Consider the following 13,426-nt stretch of genomic DNA (forward strand, 5'->3'; position numbering starts at 1 on the left):
AGCGGCCTACGCGCGATTCCGCCACACCCAGATGAGCCCGACGTTGTCGCTGTTCGCCGACGCGTACGGCTTCGAATTCGACGACTACCAACGCCAGGCGTGCGCCCAGGTGGAAGCCGGCTCGGGCGTGCTGGTCGCCGCGCCCACCGGGGCCGGCAAGACCATCGTCGGTGAGTTCGCTGTCTACCTGGCGCTGAGCCAGGGCCGCAAGTGCTTCTACACCACCCCGATCAAGGCGCTGTCGAACCAGAAGTACGCAGACCTGGTCCGCCGACACGGCTCCGCCGCGGTGGGGCTGCTCACCGGCGACTCCTCGATCAACTCCGAGGCACCGGTGGTGGTGATGACCACCGAGGTGCTGCGCAACATGATCTACGCGAACTCCAGGACGCTGGACAACCTCGGCTTCGTGGTCATGGACGAGGTGCACTACCTGGCCGACCGGTTCCGCGGTGCCGTCTGGGAAGAGGTGATCATCGGGCTGGCCGAGTCGATCCAGGTGGTCGCGCTGTCGGCGACGGTGAGCAACGCCGAGGAGTTCGGCGACTGGCTCTCCGAGGTGCGCGGCGAGATGGCGGTAGTGGTCTCGGAGCGACGACCGGTGCCGCTGTTCCAGCACGTGATGGTGGGCAAGAAGCTCTACGACCTGTTCGCCGACGACGCGCCGACGGCGGTCGAGGCACCGACCGGCAAGAAGGCGGAGGTCAACCCGGCCCTGACCCGGATCGCACGGGACGAGTCCCGCTCGGTGCGTGACGACTCCCGCCGCCCGCGCGGGCGCAACGGCAAGGGTAAGCGGACGGTGGCCTACGGCAGCGGCGCCTACGGCGGTGCGGCGGCCCGCGGCCGGGGACCGCAGAACGGGCAGCGGTCGTCGGTGCCGTCGCGAGCAGACATGGTCGAGGCCCTGGACCAAGACGCGCTGCTGCCAGCGATCGTGTTCATCTTCTCCCGGGTCGGCTGCGACGCGGCCGCCCGACAGCTGCTGTCCTCCGGGATCCGGCTGACCAGCGCTGCTGAGCGGACCGAGATCACCGAGATCGCCGAGCGGCACACCGCCGGACTCAGCGGCGCCGACCTGCGGGCGCTCAACTACGACCTGTTCCTGGAGGCGCTGGAGCGCGGCATCGCGGCACACCATGCCGGCATGCTGCCGGCCTTCAAGGAGTGCGTGGAAGAGGCGTTCGTCAAGGGTCTGATCAAGGTGGTGTTCGCCACCGAGACGCTCGCGCTGGGCATCAACATGCCGGCCCGGAGCGTGGTGCTGGAAAAGCTGGTGAAGTACAACGGCGAGGTGCATGCCGACATCACGCCGGGGGAGTACACCCAGCTGACCGGACGGGCCGGCCGGCGCGGGATCGACATCGAGGGTCATGCGGTGGTGCTGTGGCAGCCCGGCCTGGACCCGCGGGCCGTTGCCGGTCTGGCCTCGCGCCGCACCTACCCGCTCCGGTCCTCCTTCACGCCGACGTACAACATGGCGGTGAACCTGGTGAGCAGTGTCGGCCGCGAACGGGCCCGGACGCTGCTGGAGCAGTCGTTCGCCCAGTACCAGTCGGACCGGTCCGTGGTCGGGCTGGCCCGAACCCTGGCTCGCAACTCCGAGGCGATCGAGGGGTATCTGGAACAGACCCGGTGCGAGCTGGGCGACTTCCTCGAGTACGCCCGGCTGCGGGACGACATCTCCGCCCTGGAGGCCGAGGCGGCCCGCGAGCGGAAGGCGGACCGGCGGGCCGAGGCGCTGGAGTCGCTGCTGGGTCTGAAGATCGGCGACATCATCAGGGTGCCGGCTGGCAAGAGCGCCGGCTGGGTCGTGGTGATCGACCCAGGCGTCCGGAGCGACCGGGACGGGCCGCGGCCGCTGGTCATGACGGAGGACCGGCAGGTCCGCCGACTCAGCCTGGTGGATTTCCCCAGGCCGGTCGCCGCGGTGGGGCGGATGAAGGTGCCCAAGCACTTCAACCCCAAGGAGCCGGCCTCCAGGCGCAACCTGGCGGCTGCGTTCCGCTCGAAGCTGGCCACCGTCGACCTCGACCCGGGCCGGTTCCATCGCGACCAGGCCGACGGGGAGACGACGGCCAAGATCGCCGAGCTGCGCGCCCAGGTGCAGGCGCATCCCTGTCACGGCTGCCCGGACCGCGAGACCCACGCCCGCTGGGCCGAACGGGCGCTCCGGCTGCAGCGGGAGAACGAGAAGACGCAGAACCGGGTCCGCTCGCGCACCAACACCATCGCCAACCACTTCGACAAGATCTGCCTGGTGCTGGAGTCGCTCGGCTATCTCGGCGGCGACGGCGGCACCGAGGTGACCCCGGACGGGCGGATGCTGGCCCGGATCTACAACGAGCTCGACCTGGTGGCGGCCGAGTGCATCCGCGGCGGTGTCTTCGACGACCTGACCGCGCCTCAGCTGGCCGCGGTACTGGCCTCGCTGGTCTACGAGTCGCGCCGAAGCGACGGTTCGGCCCGCCCCCCGCGGATGCCGGACCGGGTGAGCGAGACCGCGATGCAGCAGCTCCGCCGGATCTGGCGGGAGGTGTCGCTGGTCGAACGCGACGCCCGGCTGGAGCGCGGACCCGAGCTCGACATCGGCTTCAGCCAGGCCGCGTATGCCTGGGCGGCCGGTCGGCCGTTGGCAGCGGTGCTGAACGAGAGCCAGCTGACCGCCGGCGACTTCGTCCGCTGGGTGCGCCAGGTCCTCGACCTCGCCGACCAGGTCGGCACCGCCAGCGGCCCCGGACCCCTGCGCGACACGGCTCGGCAGGTGGTCCAGTCGATGCGCCGTGGAGTGGTCGCCTTCGTCCCGGAGGAACCGGACGAGTTCGCCGACGACGAGCCGGGGGAGTTCGTACACGAGCAGGACCTGGACTCGCGCTAGTCCCGAGGCCCGCTCCGCGTGGCCGCTCCGCCGTAGGATGGAGCCATGGCGCTGAGGCATGACCGCACTCTGCAGGAGCTCGCCGACTATGCCCGACTGGTGGTGCGTGCGGCCTATCTGCACCGCAGCCGGATGCTGGTGGAGGTCGGCAACTTCATCCGGGCCGAGGTCGACGATCCGGCGCAGGCCGAGAGGCTCGCCGAGCAGTTCGTGGCCGAGGCCGAGAGCGAGCTCAACGAGGAGCTGCGCCACTGGCCGGAGCGCACCGACAACGACGCCCTCGGCGAGGTGCTGCGTGAGCTGCGGCACCGACGCTTCCTGACCCTGGAGAACTGCCAGGACCATTTCGACGCCTCCCGGGCGCTCAAGGCGAACCCGGAGGACGTGGTGGGGGTGGTCTTCTTCACCGAAACTGACGTCTTCCACGCCATCACCGAGGGGATGCTCGAGCTCAAGGTCTGGCATCCCGACACGTCCAACGTGGTCGCCGCCGACCCGGAGCTGGCCACGGTGCTGGAACTGCTGGCGAAGCATGGTCTCTCGGCCGTCTTCGACGAGGGCCGGATCGAGGTGTCGATGACCTGGCGCCGGCACCCGCACCACCAGCACTAGCCGCGTCCGTACACTCCGCACGGCTGCCGGTGAGGGCGGGAGACGGCGTTTTCGGCCCCTGCGGAGTGGTCCTCTAGGGTTGGGGCATGACGGTGGCCGTACGCGTGATCCCCTGCCTTGACGTCCACGGTGGGCGGGTCGTCAAGGGGGTCAACTTCACCGACCTGCGGGATGCCGGCGACCCGGTGGAGCTGGCCGCGGTGTATGACCGCGAGGGTGCCGACGAGCTCACCTTCCTGGACATCTCCGCCTCGGTGGAGGGTCGCGAGACGACCCTGGAGGTGGTCCGGCGGACCGCCGAGTCGGTCTTCATCCCGCTCACCGTCGGGGGTGGGGTCAGCACCGTCGACGACGTGGACGTGCTGCTGCGGGCCGGCGCGGACAAGGTAGCCATCAACACCGGAGCCATCCGCCGTCCGCAGGTGATCGCCGACATCACCCAGCGGTTCGGCAACCAGGTGCTGGTGCTGTCCGTCGACGCCCGGCGCGAGCATGGCCAGCCGTCCGGATTCGGGGTCACCACCCACGGCGGCCGCACGACCGCAGGGCTGGATGCGCTCGAGTGGGCCCGCCGCGGCGTCGAGCTCGGGGTGGGGGAGATCCTGCTCAACTCGATGGACGCTGACGGCACCACCGGCGGGTTCGACCTGGAGATGATCCGCGCCGTCCGTGCCGTGGTGGACGTCCCGCTGATCGCCTCCGGTGGCGCCGGCCGGGCCGACGACTTCCCGCCGGCAGTGGCGGCCGGTGCTGACGCCGTGCTGGCCGCCAGTGTCTTTCACTTTGGTACCTTGCGGATCGGCGAGGTGAAGGCCGCCCTGGAGGCGGCCGGTTATCCCGTGCGTCTCCCGGTCACGAGCTAGAGAGGTCTTGTATGCGTGTCTGGCTGCCCTATGACAGCCTCGAGGAGGCCGAACGGCGCCTCGGCGGCATCCCGGACGGGGTCGAGGTGGCCTTGTTCACCGCCCAAGGGGAGCCCATGCCGGCGTCCATCGCCGACGTGGAGCTGTACGTCCTGCCCTACATGAAGGACGCCCAGGTGGTGCTGGAGCGGGCGGCCGAGATGAAGAGCCTGCGCGTGGTGCAGACGCTGACCGCCGGCTACGAGAACTTCGTCCCGCTGCTACCCGCCGGGGTGACACTGTGCAACGCCGCCGGCGTCCACGACGCGAGCACCGCGGAGCTCGCGGTGGCCCTGACACTCGCCAGTGGCCGGCACCTGGACGACTACGCCCGCAACCAGTCGGTGGGGCGCTGGGCGCCGAGCCTCGGGATCGCGCTCGCCGACCGGCGGGTGCTGATCCTCGGCTACGGCCGGATCGGGGCAGCCATCGAGCGACGGCTGGCCGGCTTCGAACTGGCCTCCCTCACCCGGGTGGCCCGGCATGCCCGCGAGGATCCGGTCGTGCACAAGGTGTCCGAGCTGCCCGACCTGCTGCCCGAGGTGGACGTCCTGGTGGTTGTCGCTCCGCTCACCCCCCAGACGCAGGGGCTGTTGAACGCGGAGCTGCTGGCCCGGCTGCCGGACGGCGCGCTGGTGGTGAACGTGGCCCGCGGCGGTCTGGTCGACACCGACGCCCTGCTCGCCGAGACGGCCGGCGGCCGGCTGCGGGCGGCGTTGGATGTCACGGATCCGGAGCCGCTGCCGCCCGAGCACCCGCTCTGGACCACGCCGGGGGTGCTGATCTCGCCGCACGTGGGTGGCCCGAGCACCGCCTTCTTTCCGCGAGCCGACCGTCTGGTCGCGGCCCAGCTGCGCCGGTTCGCCGCCGGTGAGCCGCTGGCCAACCAGATCGACTGGGAGGACGGCTGATGAGCGCCGATCGGGGCTGCCTGTTCTGCGGGATCGTCGCCCGGCAGATCCCGTCCCGCCGGGTGTACGAGGACGATCATGCCTACGCGTTCCTCGACATCGGTCCCTGGCACCGGGGCCACACCCTGGTGGTCCCGAAGCGGCACGTCAGCGACCTCCTCGACCAGCCACCGGCGCTGACCGAGATCGCGCCGGCGATCGAGACCTGCTCCCGGCTGCTGGTGGACTCCCTGCAGGCCGACGGTCTCAACCTGCTGTCGTCGTCGCGAGCCGTCGCCGGGCAGGAGGTCTTCCACCTGCACGTGCACCTGATCCCGCGCTACGCCGACGCGCCGGGAATCCGGTCGATGATCGGTCCCCGGCAGACGTCGGACGCCGAGTTGGACCAGGTTCTGGCGCAGATCACCGGTGGCCGATGAGCAGCCGCCAGGACGCCCTGCCGGTCGCCCGCCCGAGGCCCGGCACCGGCGACCGGGTGAGCCGGACCCTGGTCGAGCTGGTGCCGCCGTTCGTCGTCGCCCTGGTGCTGCTGCCGGTGATCATCGCCTACGGCAGGTTCTGGCCCTGGCATCCGTCCACCATCGACCTGCAGGTGTACGTCTACGCGGTCAAGGACATGCTGGCGGGCAAGGACATCTTCGCCACCACCACGCCGTTCTGGAACCTGTACTTCATCTACCCGCCGATCGCGGCCATCCTGATGTGGCCGCTCGCCTTCGGGCCGTACGCGATGTGGCAGGTCATCTGGACCGGTGGGCTGGTCTGGGCCCAGCAGTCGGTGCTCCGGCGCTGCGGGGTGCCGCGCGGCTGGAAGCTGGCACTGGTCGGGGTGGCGGTGGTGCTGGCGGTGGAGCCGATCCGCACCACCCTCGGCTACGGCCAGGTCAACACCCTGCTGATGGCGCTGGTGGTGGCGGACCTGCTGCCGGACGTGCCCGGGGAGCGCCGACGCATCCCGCGTGGCACCCTGATCGGTCTGGCCGCGGCGATCAAGCTGACGCCGGCGCTCTTCGTCGTCTTCGCGTTCCTGATCGGCAGGCGGCGGACGGCCGTTACGGCGATCGTCTCCTTCCTGGCCTTCACGGCCGTCGGTGCGATGCTGCTGTTCAAGGAGACGCTGGCCTTCTGGGGCGGTCTGTCGGGCGGCAACACCCGGACCGCCTCGCCGCTGTACACCGGCAACCAGTCGCTGCTCGGGGTGTTCTTCCGGCTGGGGGACACCTCCAAGGTCACCACCCTGGCCGGGCTCGCGTTCTCGGCGGCGGTGGCCCTGGTGAGCGTGCTGGTCGCGGCGCACTGGTGGCGGCGCGGCCAGCAGGTGTTCGCCGTCGCCCTGGTCGGGCTGGCCACCTGCCTGGCCTCCCCGCTGTCGTGGACCCACCACTATGTCTGGATCCTGCCGATGGCGGTGGCCGTGGTGCTTCCGCGGGTCGGTCGGCACCCGCTGCCGAGGTGGGCCCGCGGCGTCGCCGCGTTCTGGGTGCTGTGGGTGTGTGTCTGCCTGCCGCTGGCGGCGCTGCCGTACGGCGGTGGCCGGGAACGGCACTTCAGCTTCGGCCAGCAGCTGATCGCCAACCTGGGGCCTGCCCTCGGCGTGCTGCTGGTGGCCGGGTTGGCCTGGCAGCTGGTCTCGGTATCCAGATCTGCTGTCTCGGCGCCCGTGGCGTCCGGCTAGATTTGCCCCCATGACCGCCGACACCTCAGCCCCCGAAGAGACCACCACCAGCACCGGCCCGGACATCAAGCCCCGCTCCCGGACCGTCACCGACGGGCTGGAGGCGACCGCAGCCCGGGGCATGCTCCGTGCGGTCGGGATGGGCGACGACGACTTCGCCAAGCCGCAGATCGGGGTCGCGTCCAGCTGGAACGAGATCACCCCCTGCAACCTGTCGCTGGACCGGCTGGCCAAGGCGGTGAAGGACGGCGTGCACGCGGCCGGCGGCTACCCGCTGGAGTTCGGCACCATCTCGGTGTCGGACGGCATCTCGATGGGCCATGAAGGGATGCACTACTCCCTGGTCAGCCGGGAGATCATCGCCGACTCCGTGGAGACGGTGATGGAGGCCGAGCGGCTGGACGGTTCGGTGCTGCTGGCCGGCTGTGACAAGTCGCTGCCCGGCATGCTGATGGCCGCGGCCCGGCTCGACCTGTCCTCGGTGTTCCTCTACGCCGGCTCGATCATGCCCGGCCGGGTGGGGGACAAGGACGTCACCATCATCGACGCCTTCGAGGCGGTCGGCGCCTGCGTACGCGGCCTGATCAGCCGGGAGCAGGTGACCGAGATCGAGAAGGCGATCTGTCCGGGCGAGGGCGCCTGCGGCGGGATGTACACCGCCAACACCATGGCCAGCGCCGCCGAGGCTCTCGGGATGGCGCTGCCGGGCTCGTCCGCGCCGCCGGCGGTGGACCGTCGCCGCGACGGGTTCGCCCGCAAGAGCGGCGAGGCGGTGGTCGGGCTGCTGCGTCGCGGCATCACCGCCCGGCAGATCCTCACCAAGGAAGCCTTCGAGAACGCCATCGCCGTCGTGATGGCCTTCGGCGGCTCCACCAACGCGGTGCTGCACCTGCTCGCCATCGCCAACGAGGCCGAGGTCGACCTGAGCCTTGACGACTTCGTCCGGGTGGGCAAGTCGATCCCGCACCTGGGCGACCTGAAGCCCTTCGGGCGCTATGTGATGAACGACGTGGACCGGGTGGGCGGCGTGCCGGTCGTGATGAAGGCCCTGCTGGACGCCGGTCTGATGCACGGCGACTGCCTGACCGTGACGGGCAAGACGATGGCGGAGAACCTGGCCGACATCGCCCCGCCGGACATCGACGGCACCATCATCCGGGCGCTGGACAACCCGATGCACCCGACCGGGGGCATCACCATCCTGCGCGGGTCGCTCGCGCCGGAGGGTGCGGTGGTGAAGAGCGCCGGGTTCGACACCGACGTGATCAGCGGCACCGCCCGGGTCTTCGACGGCGAGCGGGCCGCGATGGACGCGCTGGAGGACGGCACCATCTCCGCCGGTGATGTGGTGGTGATCCGTTACGAGGGTCCCAAGGGCGGACCGGGGATGCGCGAGATGCTGGCGATCACCGGTGCCATCAAGGGTGCCGGGCTGGGCAAGGACGTCATGCTGATCACCGACGGTCGGTTCTCCGGCGGTACCACCGGCCTGTGCGTGGGCCACATCGCCCCGGAGGCGACCGAGGGCGGACCGATCGCGCTGGTGAACGACGGCGACGTGATCACCTTGAACGTGGCCGAGGGCACCCTCGACGTGGACGTCGACCCGGACGAGCTGGAGCGGCGACGGGCCAGCTGGACCCCGGCACCGCGACCGGTGCGGCGGGGCGTGCTGGCCAAGTACGCCAAGCTGGTCCAGTCCGCCAACGTGGGAGCGATCTGCAGCTGAGCCCCGCCCGCCGGCGCCCGATCAGCGTTCGCGCGGGGAGTCCTTCTTGTGCACGTGCACGATGGCGAGCGGCCGGGTGGCCTCCTGCAGCACCGCCCGGCTGATCGACCCGAGCAGCATCCGCTTCATCGCGCCGTGACCGCGAGAACCGACCACGGTCAGGGCGGCGTCCCGGCTGGCGTCGATGATGGCCTCGGCCGGCTGGCCCCGAACCACCCGGACCTCGACCGGGATGGCTGCGTCGGCGTCGGTGCGGACCCGCTCCAGCGCCTCGTGCACGACCTTGGTGGCGTACTCGCGTTCGGCCTCGTCGAACTCGGAGATCAGCCGCGGTTCGGTCGGCATCGCCAGCCAGGGCAGGTGATAGGCACTGACGGCGCGCAACGAGGTGCCGAGCAGCGCCGCCTCGTCGAGGGCGACCCGCAGCGCCGCATCGCTGAAGATGGATCCGTCGACGCCCACCACGACCGGCCCGGTTATAGGCCCGGCCGTCGCCACCTCGGGCGGGATGATGAACACGGGGCAGGCGGCCTTGCCGGCCAGCCGGACGCTAACGGAGCCGATCAGGGCCGCCCCGATCGACCCGAGCCCTCGGCTGCCGACCACCAGACCGGCCGCGTCGTGGGAGGCCTTCAGCAACACCGCGGCGGGGGAGCCCATCTCGAACTTCGTGGTGATCTCCACCTCCGAGCCGGGAGTGTGCGCCTTGCGGGCGGCGACGGTGAGCAGGTTCTCGGCGTACTTCTCCAGCTCGTTGACCCGGGGCAGCGCGACCGGGCTGCCGTACGGGTCGGCGACGATCGGCACGTTGAGGGCATGGATGAGCCGGAGCGCCAGGCCGCGTCGTTCGGCCTCGGCCGCCGCCCAGCGCAGGGCGATGCCGCTCTCGCTCGAGCCGTCGATCCCGACCACCAGGTGTGCTGCCATGTCTCCTCCGTCTTCCAGCGGGGCTCTGTTCTTCTGTTCTATCGTCAAACAGGCTCGGATGGCATCAGGCGCCGGTCCCCGTCTGCCGGGACCTTGGTCCCGGCGTCAACGGCGGGACCAGATTCCGAGACCCGGCATATCGCTGGTTGACACTCCTGTCAGGATGGGCGATCGTGAGTATGTGCAACCTGCAACCCAGATTCTCGTAGTTAGCCAGCGTGTCGACTGAGCCACCTCAGCCACCGACACGCTCCCTCGTCTGCCATCCGGCGGCCGGGGGTTTTTTCTTGGTACGAGGGTCCAGGACCCCAGGCGTAACATCCACACTAGACAGACCGGCGCGGCCCCCGGAAGCGCCGGGCACAACAAGGAGAGCCGATGGCTGACAGCGACGACCAACCGCGCCAGGGAGCAGAAGTGCTGACCGGCGCACAATCACTCGTGAAGTCGCTCGAGCAGGTCGGTGCCGACGTCGTCTTCGGTATCCCCGGTGGCGCCATCCTGCCGGCGTACGACCCCCTCTACGACTCCAAGTTCGTCCGGCACATCCTGGTGCGGCACGAGCAGGGTGCCGGACACGCCGCCCAGGGCTATGCGATGGTGACCGGCAAGGTGGGTGTGTGCATGGCCACCTCCGGCCCGGGCGCGACCAACCTCGTCACCCCGATCGCCGACGCCTACATGGACTCCGTCCCGATCGTCGCCATCACCGGCCAGGTCGCCGGCCCGTCGATCGGCACCGACGCCTTCCAGGAGGCCGACATCACCGGCATCACGATGCCGATCACCAAGCACAACTTCCTGGTCCGACGCGCCGAGGACATCCCTGGCGCCATCCAGGCTGCGTTCCACATCGCCAGCACCGGCCGTCCCGGCCCGGTGCTCGTCGACATCACCAAGGACGCGCTGCAGGCCACCGCGCCGTTCCACTGGCCCCAGCAGGTGGACCTGCCCGGCTACCGTCCGGTCACCAAACCGCACGGCAAACAGGTCCGGGAGGCGGCGAAGCTGATCAGTGCCGCCACCCGCCCGGTGCTCTACGTCGGGGGCGGGGTGGTCAAGGCCGGCGCGTCGGCCGAGCTGAAGGAGCTCGCCGAGCTGACCGGGATCCCGGTCGTGACGACACTGATGGCGCGCGGAGTCTTCCCCGACAGCCACCAGCAGAACCTGGGCATGCCGGGGATGCACGGGACGGTGGCCGCGGTCGGGGCCCTTCAGCGCAGCGACCTGTTGATCTCGCTCGGGGCCCGCTTCGACGACCGGGTGACCGGACAGCTGTCGTCGTTCGCGCCGCTGGCCAAGGTGATTCATGCCGACATCGACCCGGCCGAGATCTCCAAGAACCGGGTCGCCGACGTGCCGATCGTGGGTGACTGCAAAGAGGTGATCACCGAGCTGATCAGCCTGCTCAAGGCGTCCCCGGACCAGCTGCCGCGGCTGTCGGAGTGGAGCAGCTATCTGCAGGATCTCAAGCGGCGCTACCCGACCGGCTACGACCTGCCCGAGGACGGCAGCCTGTCGCCGCAGTACGTGATCCAGCGGATCGGTGAGCTCACCGGCCCGGACGCCTACTACGCCGCCGGCGTCGGCCAGCACCAGATGTGGGCAGCGCACTACCTGCCGTTCGAACGGCCCGGCCGCTGGCTCAACTCCGGTGGCCTCGGGACGATGGGTTACTGCGTGCCCGCCGCGATGGGCGCCAAGGTGGGTGTACCCGACTCGGTGGTCTGGGGGATCGACGGCGACGGCTGCTTCCAGATGACCAACCAGGAGCTGGTGACCTGTGCCCTGGAAGGGATCCCGGTCAAGATCGCGGTGATCAACAACCAGAGCCTCGGCATGGTGCGACAGTGGCAGACCCTGTTCTACCAGGGCCGATACTCCAACACCGACCTGAAGACCAACCGGGTGCCGGACTTCCAGAAGCTGGCCGAGGCGATGGGCTGCGTCGGGCTGCGCGCCGAGACTCCGGAGGAGGTCGACGCGGTGATCGAGAAGGCCCTGTCGATCAACGACATGCCTGTCGTGGTGGAATTCGTGGTGCACAAGGACGCCATGGTCTGGCCGATGGTGGCCGCTGGGACCAGCAACGACGAGATCAAGGTCGCCCGTGACATGGCACCGAAATGGGACGAGGAGATCTGAGTGAACACCCACACCCTGAGCGTCCTGGTCGAGAACAAGCCCGGCGTCCTGGCCCGGGTGTCCGGCCTCATCTCCCGCCGCGGGTTCAACATCGAGTCGCTGGCGGTCGGGCCGACCGAGCACCCCGAGATGTCCCGGATCACTCTGGTTGTCACCGTCGACGAGATCGTGCTGGAACAGCTCACCAAGCAGCTGAACAAGCTGATCGAGGTGCTCAAGATCGTCGAGCTGGACCCGGGCTCGGTGCGGCGTGAGCTCATCCTGGTCAAGGTCCGGGCCGATCCCGAGGTCCGTGGCCAGGTGCTGGAGATCGTCCAGCTCTTCCGGGCCAAGGCCGTCGACGTGGCCTCGGACGCGATCACCATCGAGGCGACCGGGAGTCCGGAGAAGCTCGAGGCCCTGCTGCGGCTGCTGGAGCCGTTCGGCATTCGCGAGCTGGTCCAGTCCGGGCTGGTCGCCATCGGCCGGGGGAGCCGTTCGATCACCGACCGGGCACTGCGTCCGGATCGGCCGAAGTCGGTGAGAGCCGTCTGAGATAGTCACCCTGCCCGTCAACTCCCCAGCAACATCATTTTCCGTTCAAGATCACTTTCGTATCAAGGAGAACACTTCAGTGCCAGCAGAGATGTTTTACGACAAGGACGCCGACCTGTCCCTCATCCAGGGGCGCAATGTCGCCATCCTCGGCTTCGGCAGCCAGGGCCACGCTCACGCGCTGTCCCTGCGCGACTCCGGCGTCGACGTCCGCGTCGGCCTCCAGGAGGGCAGCAAGAGCCGTGCCAAGGCTGAGGCCCAGGGCCTGAGGGTGCTGACGCCGTACGAGGCCTGCGAAGAGGCCGACCTGATCATGATCTTGACCCCGGACCCGGTCCAGCGCAAGGTCTATGCCGAGGCGGTGGCGCCCAACCTGGTCCCCGGCGACGCGATCTTCTTCAGCCACGGCTTCAACATCCGCTACGGCTACATCACCCCGCCGGAGGGCGTCGACGTCGCCATGGTGGCACCCAAGGGCCCCGGGCACCTGGTGCGGCGTGAGTACTCCGAGGGTCGGGGCGTGCCGGTGCTGGTCGCGGTGGAGCAGGACGCCACCGGCAAGGCCTGGGACCTGGCCCTGTCGTACGCCAAGGCGATCGGCGGTCTGCGTGCCGGCGGCATCAAGACCACCTTCACCGAGGAGACCGAGACCGACCTGTTCGGTGAGCAGGCCGTCCTCTGCGGTGGCGCCAGCGCACTGATCCAGGCTGGCTTCGAGACGCTGATCGAGGCCGGCTACCAGCCCGAGGTGGCGTACTTCGAGTGCCTGCACGAGCTGAAGCTGATCGTCGACCTGATGTACGAGGGCGGCATCGCCAAGCAGCGCTGGAGCATCTCTGACACCGCTGAGTACGGCGACTACGTCTCCGGGCCACGCGTCATCGACGCGCACGTCAAGGAGAGCATGAAGGGCGTGCTGGCCGACATCCAGGACGGCACCTTCGCCAAGCGGTTCATCGACGACCAGGATGCCGGTGCGCCGGAGTTCAAGAAGTTCCGCGAGGCGGGGGAGAAGCACCCGATCGAGGAGACCGGGCGCACGCTGCGCGGTCTGATGGCCTGGGTGAAGAGCCACGACGACGACTACGTCGAGGGCACCGCCGCGCGCTGATC

Annotated in this window: 11 protein-coding genes; 10 read left to right on the forward strand and 1 reads right to left on the reverse strand. The window is 69.7% G+C overall.

Annotated elements, in window-relative coordinates:
• Positions 1–31 precede the first annotated feature (31 nt).
• The 7 genes from JOE57_RS17125 to ilvD all read left to right on the forward strand — a co-directional run bounded on the left by JOE57_RS17125 (position 32) and on the right by ilvD (position 8,707).
• Positions 32–2,878 (forward strand): DEAD/DEAH box helicase, encoded by a 2,847-nt coding sequence (locus JOE57_RS17125; RefSeq protein ID WP_204920554.1) that lies wholly within the window; start codon positions 32–34, stop codon positions 2,876–2,878.
• A gap of 45 nt (positions 2,879–2,923) precedes the next feature.
• Positions 2,924–3,490 (forward strand): DUF6891 domain-containing protein, encoded by a 567-nt coding sequence (locus tag JOE57_RS17130; protein ID WP_204919800.1) that lies wholly within the window; start codon positions 2,924–2,926, stop codon positions 3,488–3,490.
• An 86-nt stretch (positions 3,491–3,576) separates the two neighbouring features.
• Positions 3,577–4,353 carry an imidazole glycerol phosphate synthase subunit HisF gene (gene hisF, locus JOE57_RS17135; protein ID WP_204919801.1) on the forward strand — a complete coding sequence of 259 codons (777 nt, stop codon included), beginning with the start codon at positions 3,577–3,579 and terminating at the stop codon, positions 4,351–4,353.
• An 11-nt stretch (positions 4,354–4,364) separates the two neighbouring features.
• A complete protein-coding gene (locus JOE57_RS17140; RefSeq protein WP_204919803.1) occupies positions 4,365–5,303 on the forward strand; it encodes a 2-hydroxyacid dehydrogenase in 939 nt (312 codons plus the stop codon).
• Positions 5,303–5,722: an HIT family protein gene (locus JOE57_RS17145; protein ID WP_204919805.1), complete on the forward strand. Its 420-nt coding sequence runs from the start codon at positions 5,303–5,305 to the stop codon at positions 5,720–5,722. The genes JOE57_RS17140 and JOE57_RS17145 overlap by 1 nt, the downstream gene beginning before the upstream one ends.
• The gene (locus tag JOE57_RS17150; protein ID WP_204919807.1) at positions 5,719–6,978 is read left to right on the forward strand and encodes a glycosyltransferase family 87 protein; all 1,260 of its coding nucleotides are present in this window, start codon (positions 5,719–5,721) and stop codon (positions 6,976–6,978) included. Before JOE57_RS17145 ends, JOE57_RS17150 begins: the two co-directional genes overlap by 4 nt.
• 10 nt (positions 6,979–6,988) lie before the next feature.
• On the forward strand, positions 6,989–8,707 hold the full coding sequence (gene ilvD, locus JOE57_RS17155) for a dihydroxy-acid dehydratase (protein ID WP_204919809.1): 1,719 nt from the start codon (positions 6,989–6,991) through the stop codon (positions 8,705–8,707).
• 21 nt (positions 8,708–8,728) lie between these two features.
• On the opposite strand, the gene JOE57_RS17160 is transcribed toward ilvD, so the two are convergent.
• On the reverse strand, positions 8,729–9,634 hold the full coding sequence (locus JOE57_RS17160) for a universal stress protein (protein WP_204919811.1): 906 nt from the start codon (positions 9,632–9,634) through the stop codon (positions 8,729–8,731).
• Between the two features lie 378 nt (positions 9,635–10,012).
• Here JOE57_RS17160 and JOE57_RS17165 point away from each other — a divergent pair, with 378 nt between their 5' ends.
• From JOE57_RS17165 to ilvC, 3 genes are all read left to right on the forward strand, one after another.
• Positions 10,013–11,779 (forward strand): acetolactate synthase large subunit, encoded by a 1,767-nt coding sequence (locus JOE57_RS17165; RefSeq protein WP_204919812.1) that lies wholly within the window; start codon positions 10,013–10,015, stop codon positions 11,777–11,779.
• On the forward strand, positions 11,780–12,313 hold the full coding sequence (gene ilvN / locus JOE57_RS17170) for an acetolactate synthase small subunit (RefSeq protein ID WP_204919813.1): 534 nt from the start codon (positions 11,780–11,782) through the stop codon (positions 12,311–12,313).
• 91 nt (positions 12,314–12,404) lie between these two features.
• The gene (gene ilvC / locus JOE57_RS17175; protein ID WP_204920555.1) at positions 12,405–13,424 is read left to right on the forward strand and encodes a ketol-acid reductoisomerase; all 1,020 of its coding nucleotides are present in this window, start codon (positions 12,405–12,407) and stop codon (positions 13,422–13,424) included.
• The last annotated feature ends 2 nt before the right edge of the window (positions 13,425–13,426 follow it).

Origin of the sequence: Microlunatus panaciterrae, assembly GCF_016907535.1 — a bacterium.
Classification (GTDB): domain Bacteria; phylum Actinomycetota; class Actinomycetes; order Propionibacteriales; family Propionibacteriaceae; genus Microlunatus; species Microlunatus panaciterrae.

Bases quoted from the DNA above. Each gene is read 5' to 3' on its own strand.
- JOE57_RS17125 (WP_204920554.1), top strand. From the start codon at position 32: ATGAGCCCGACGTTGTCGCTGTTCGCCGACGCGTACGGCTTCGAATTC.
- JOE57_RS17130 (WP_204919800.1), top strand. From the start codon at position 2,924: ATGGCGCTGAGGCATGACCGCACTCTGCAGGAGCTCGCCGACTATGCC.
- hisF (WP_204919801.1), top strand. From the start codon at position 3,577: ATGACGGTGGCCGTACGCGTGATCCCCTGCCTTGACGTCCACGGTGGG.
- JOE57_RS17140 (WP_204919803.1), top strand. From the start codon at position 4,365: ATGCGTGTCTGGCTGCCCTATGACAGCCTCGAGGAGGCCGAACGGCGC.
- JOE57_RS17145 (WP_204919805.1), top strand. From the start codon at position 5,303: ATGAGCGCCGATCGGGGCTGCCTGTTCTGCGGGATCGTCGCCCGGCAG.
- JOE57_RS17150 (WP_204919807.1), top strand. From the start codon at position 5,719: ATGAGCAGCCGCCAGGACGCCCTGCCGGTCGCCCGCCCGAGGCCCGGC.
- ilvD (WP_204919809.1), top strand. From the start codon at position 6,989: ATGACCGCCGACACCTCAGCCCCCGAAGAGACCACCACCAGCACCGGC.
- JOE57_RS17160 (WP_204919811.1), bottom strand. From the start codon at position 9,634: ATGGCAGCACACCTGGTGGTCGGGATCGACGGCTCGAGCGAGAGCGGC.
- JOE57_RS17165 (WP_204919812.1), top strand. From the start codon at position 10,013: ATGGCTGACAGCGACGACCAACCGCGCCAGGGAGCAGAAGTGCTGACC.
- ilvC (WP_204920555.1), top strand. From the start codon at position 12,405: ATGTTTTACGACAAGGACGCCGACCTGTCCCTCATCCAGGGGCGCAAT.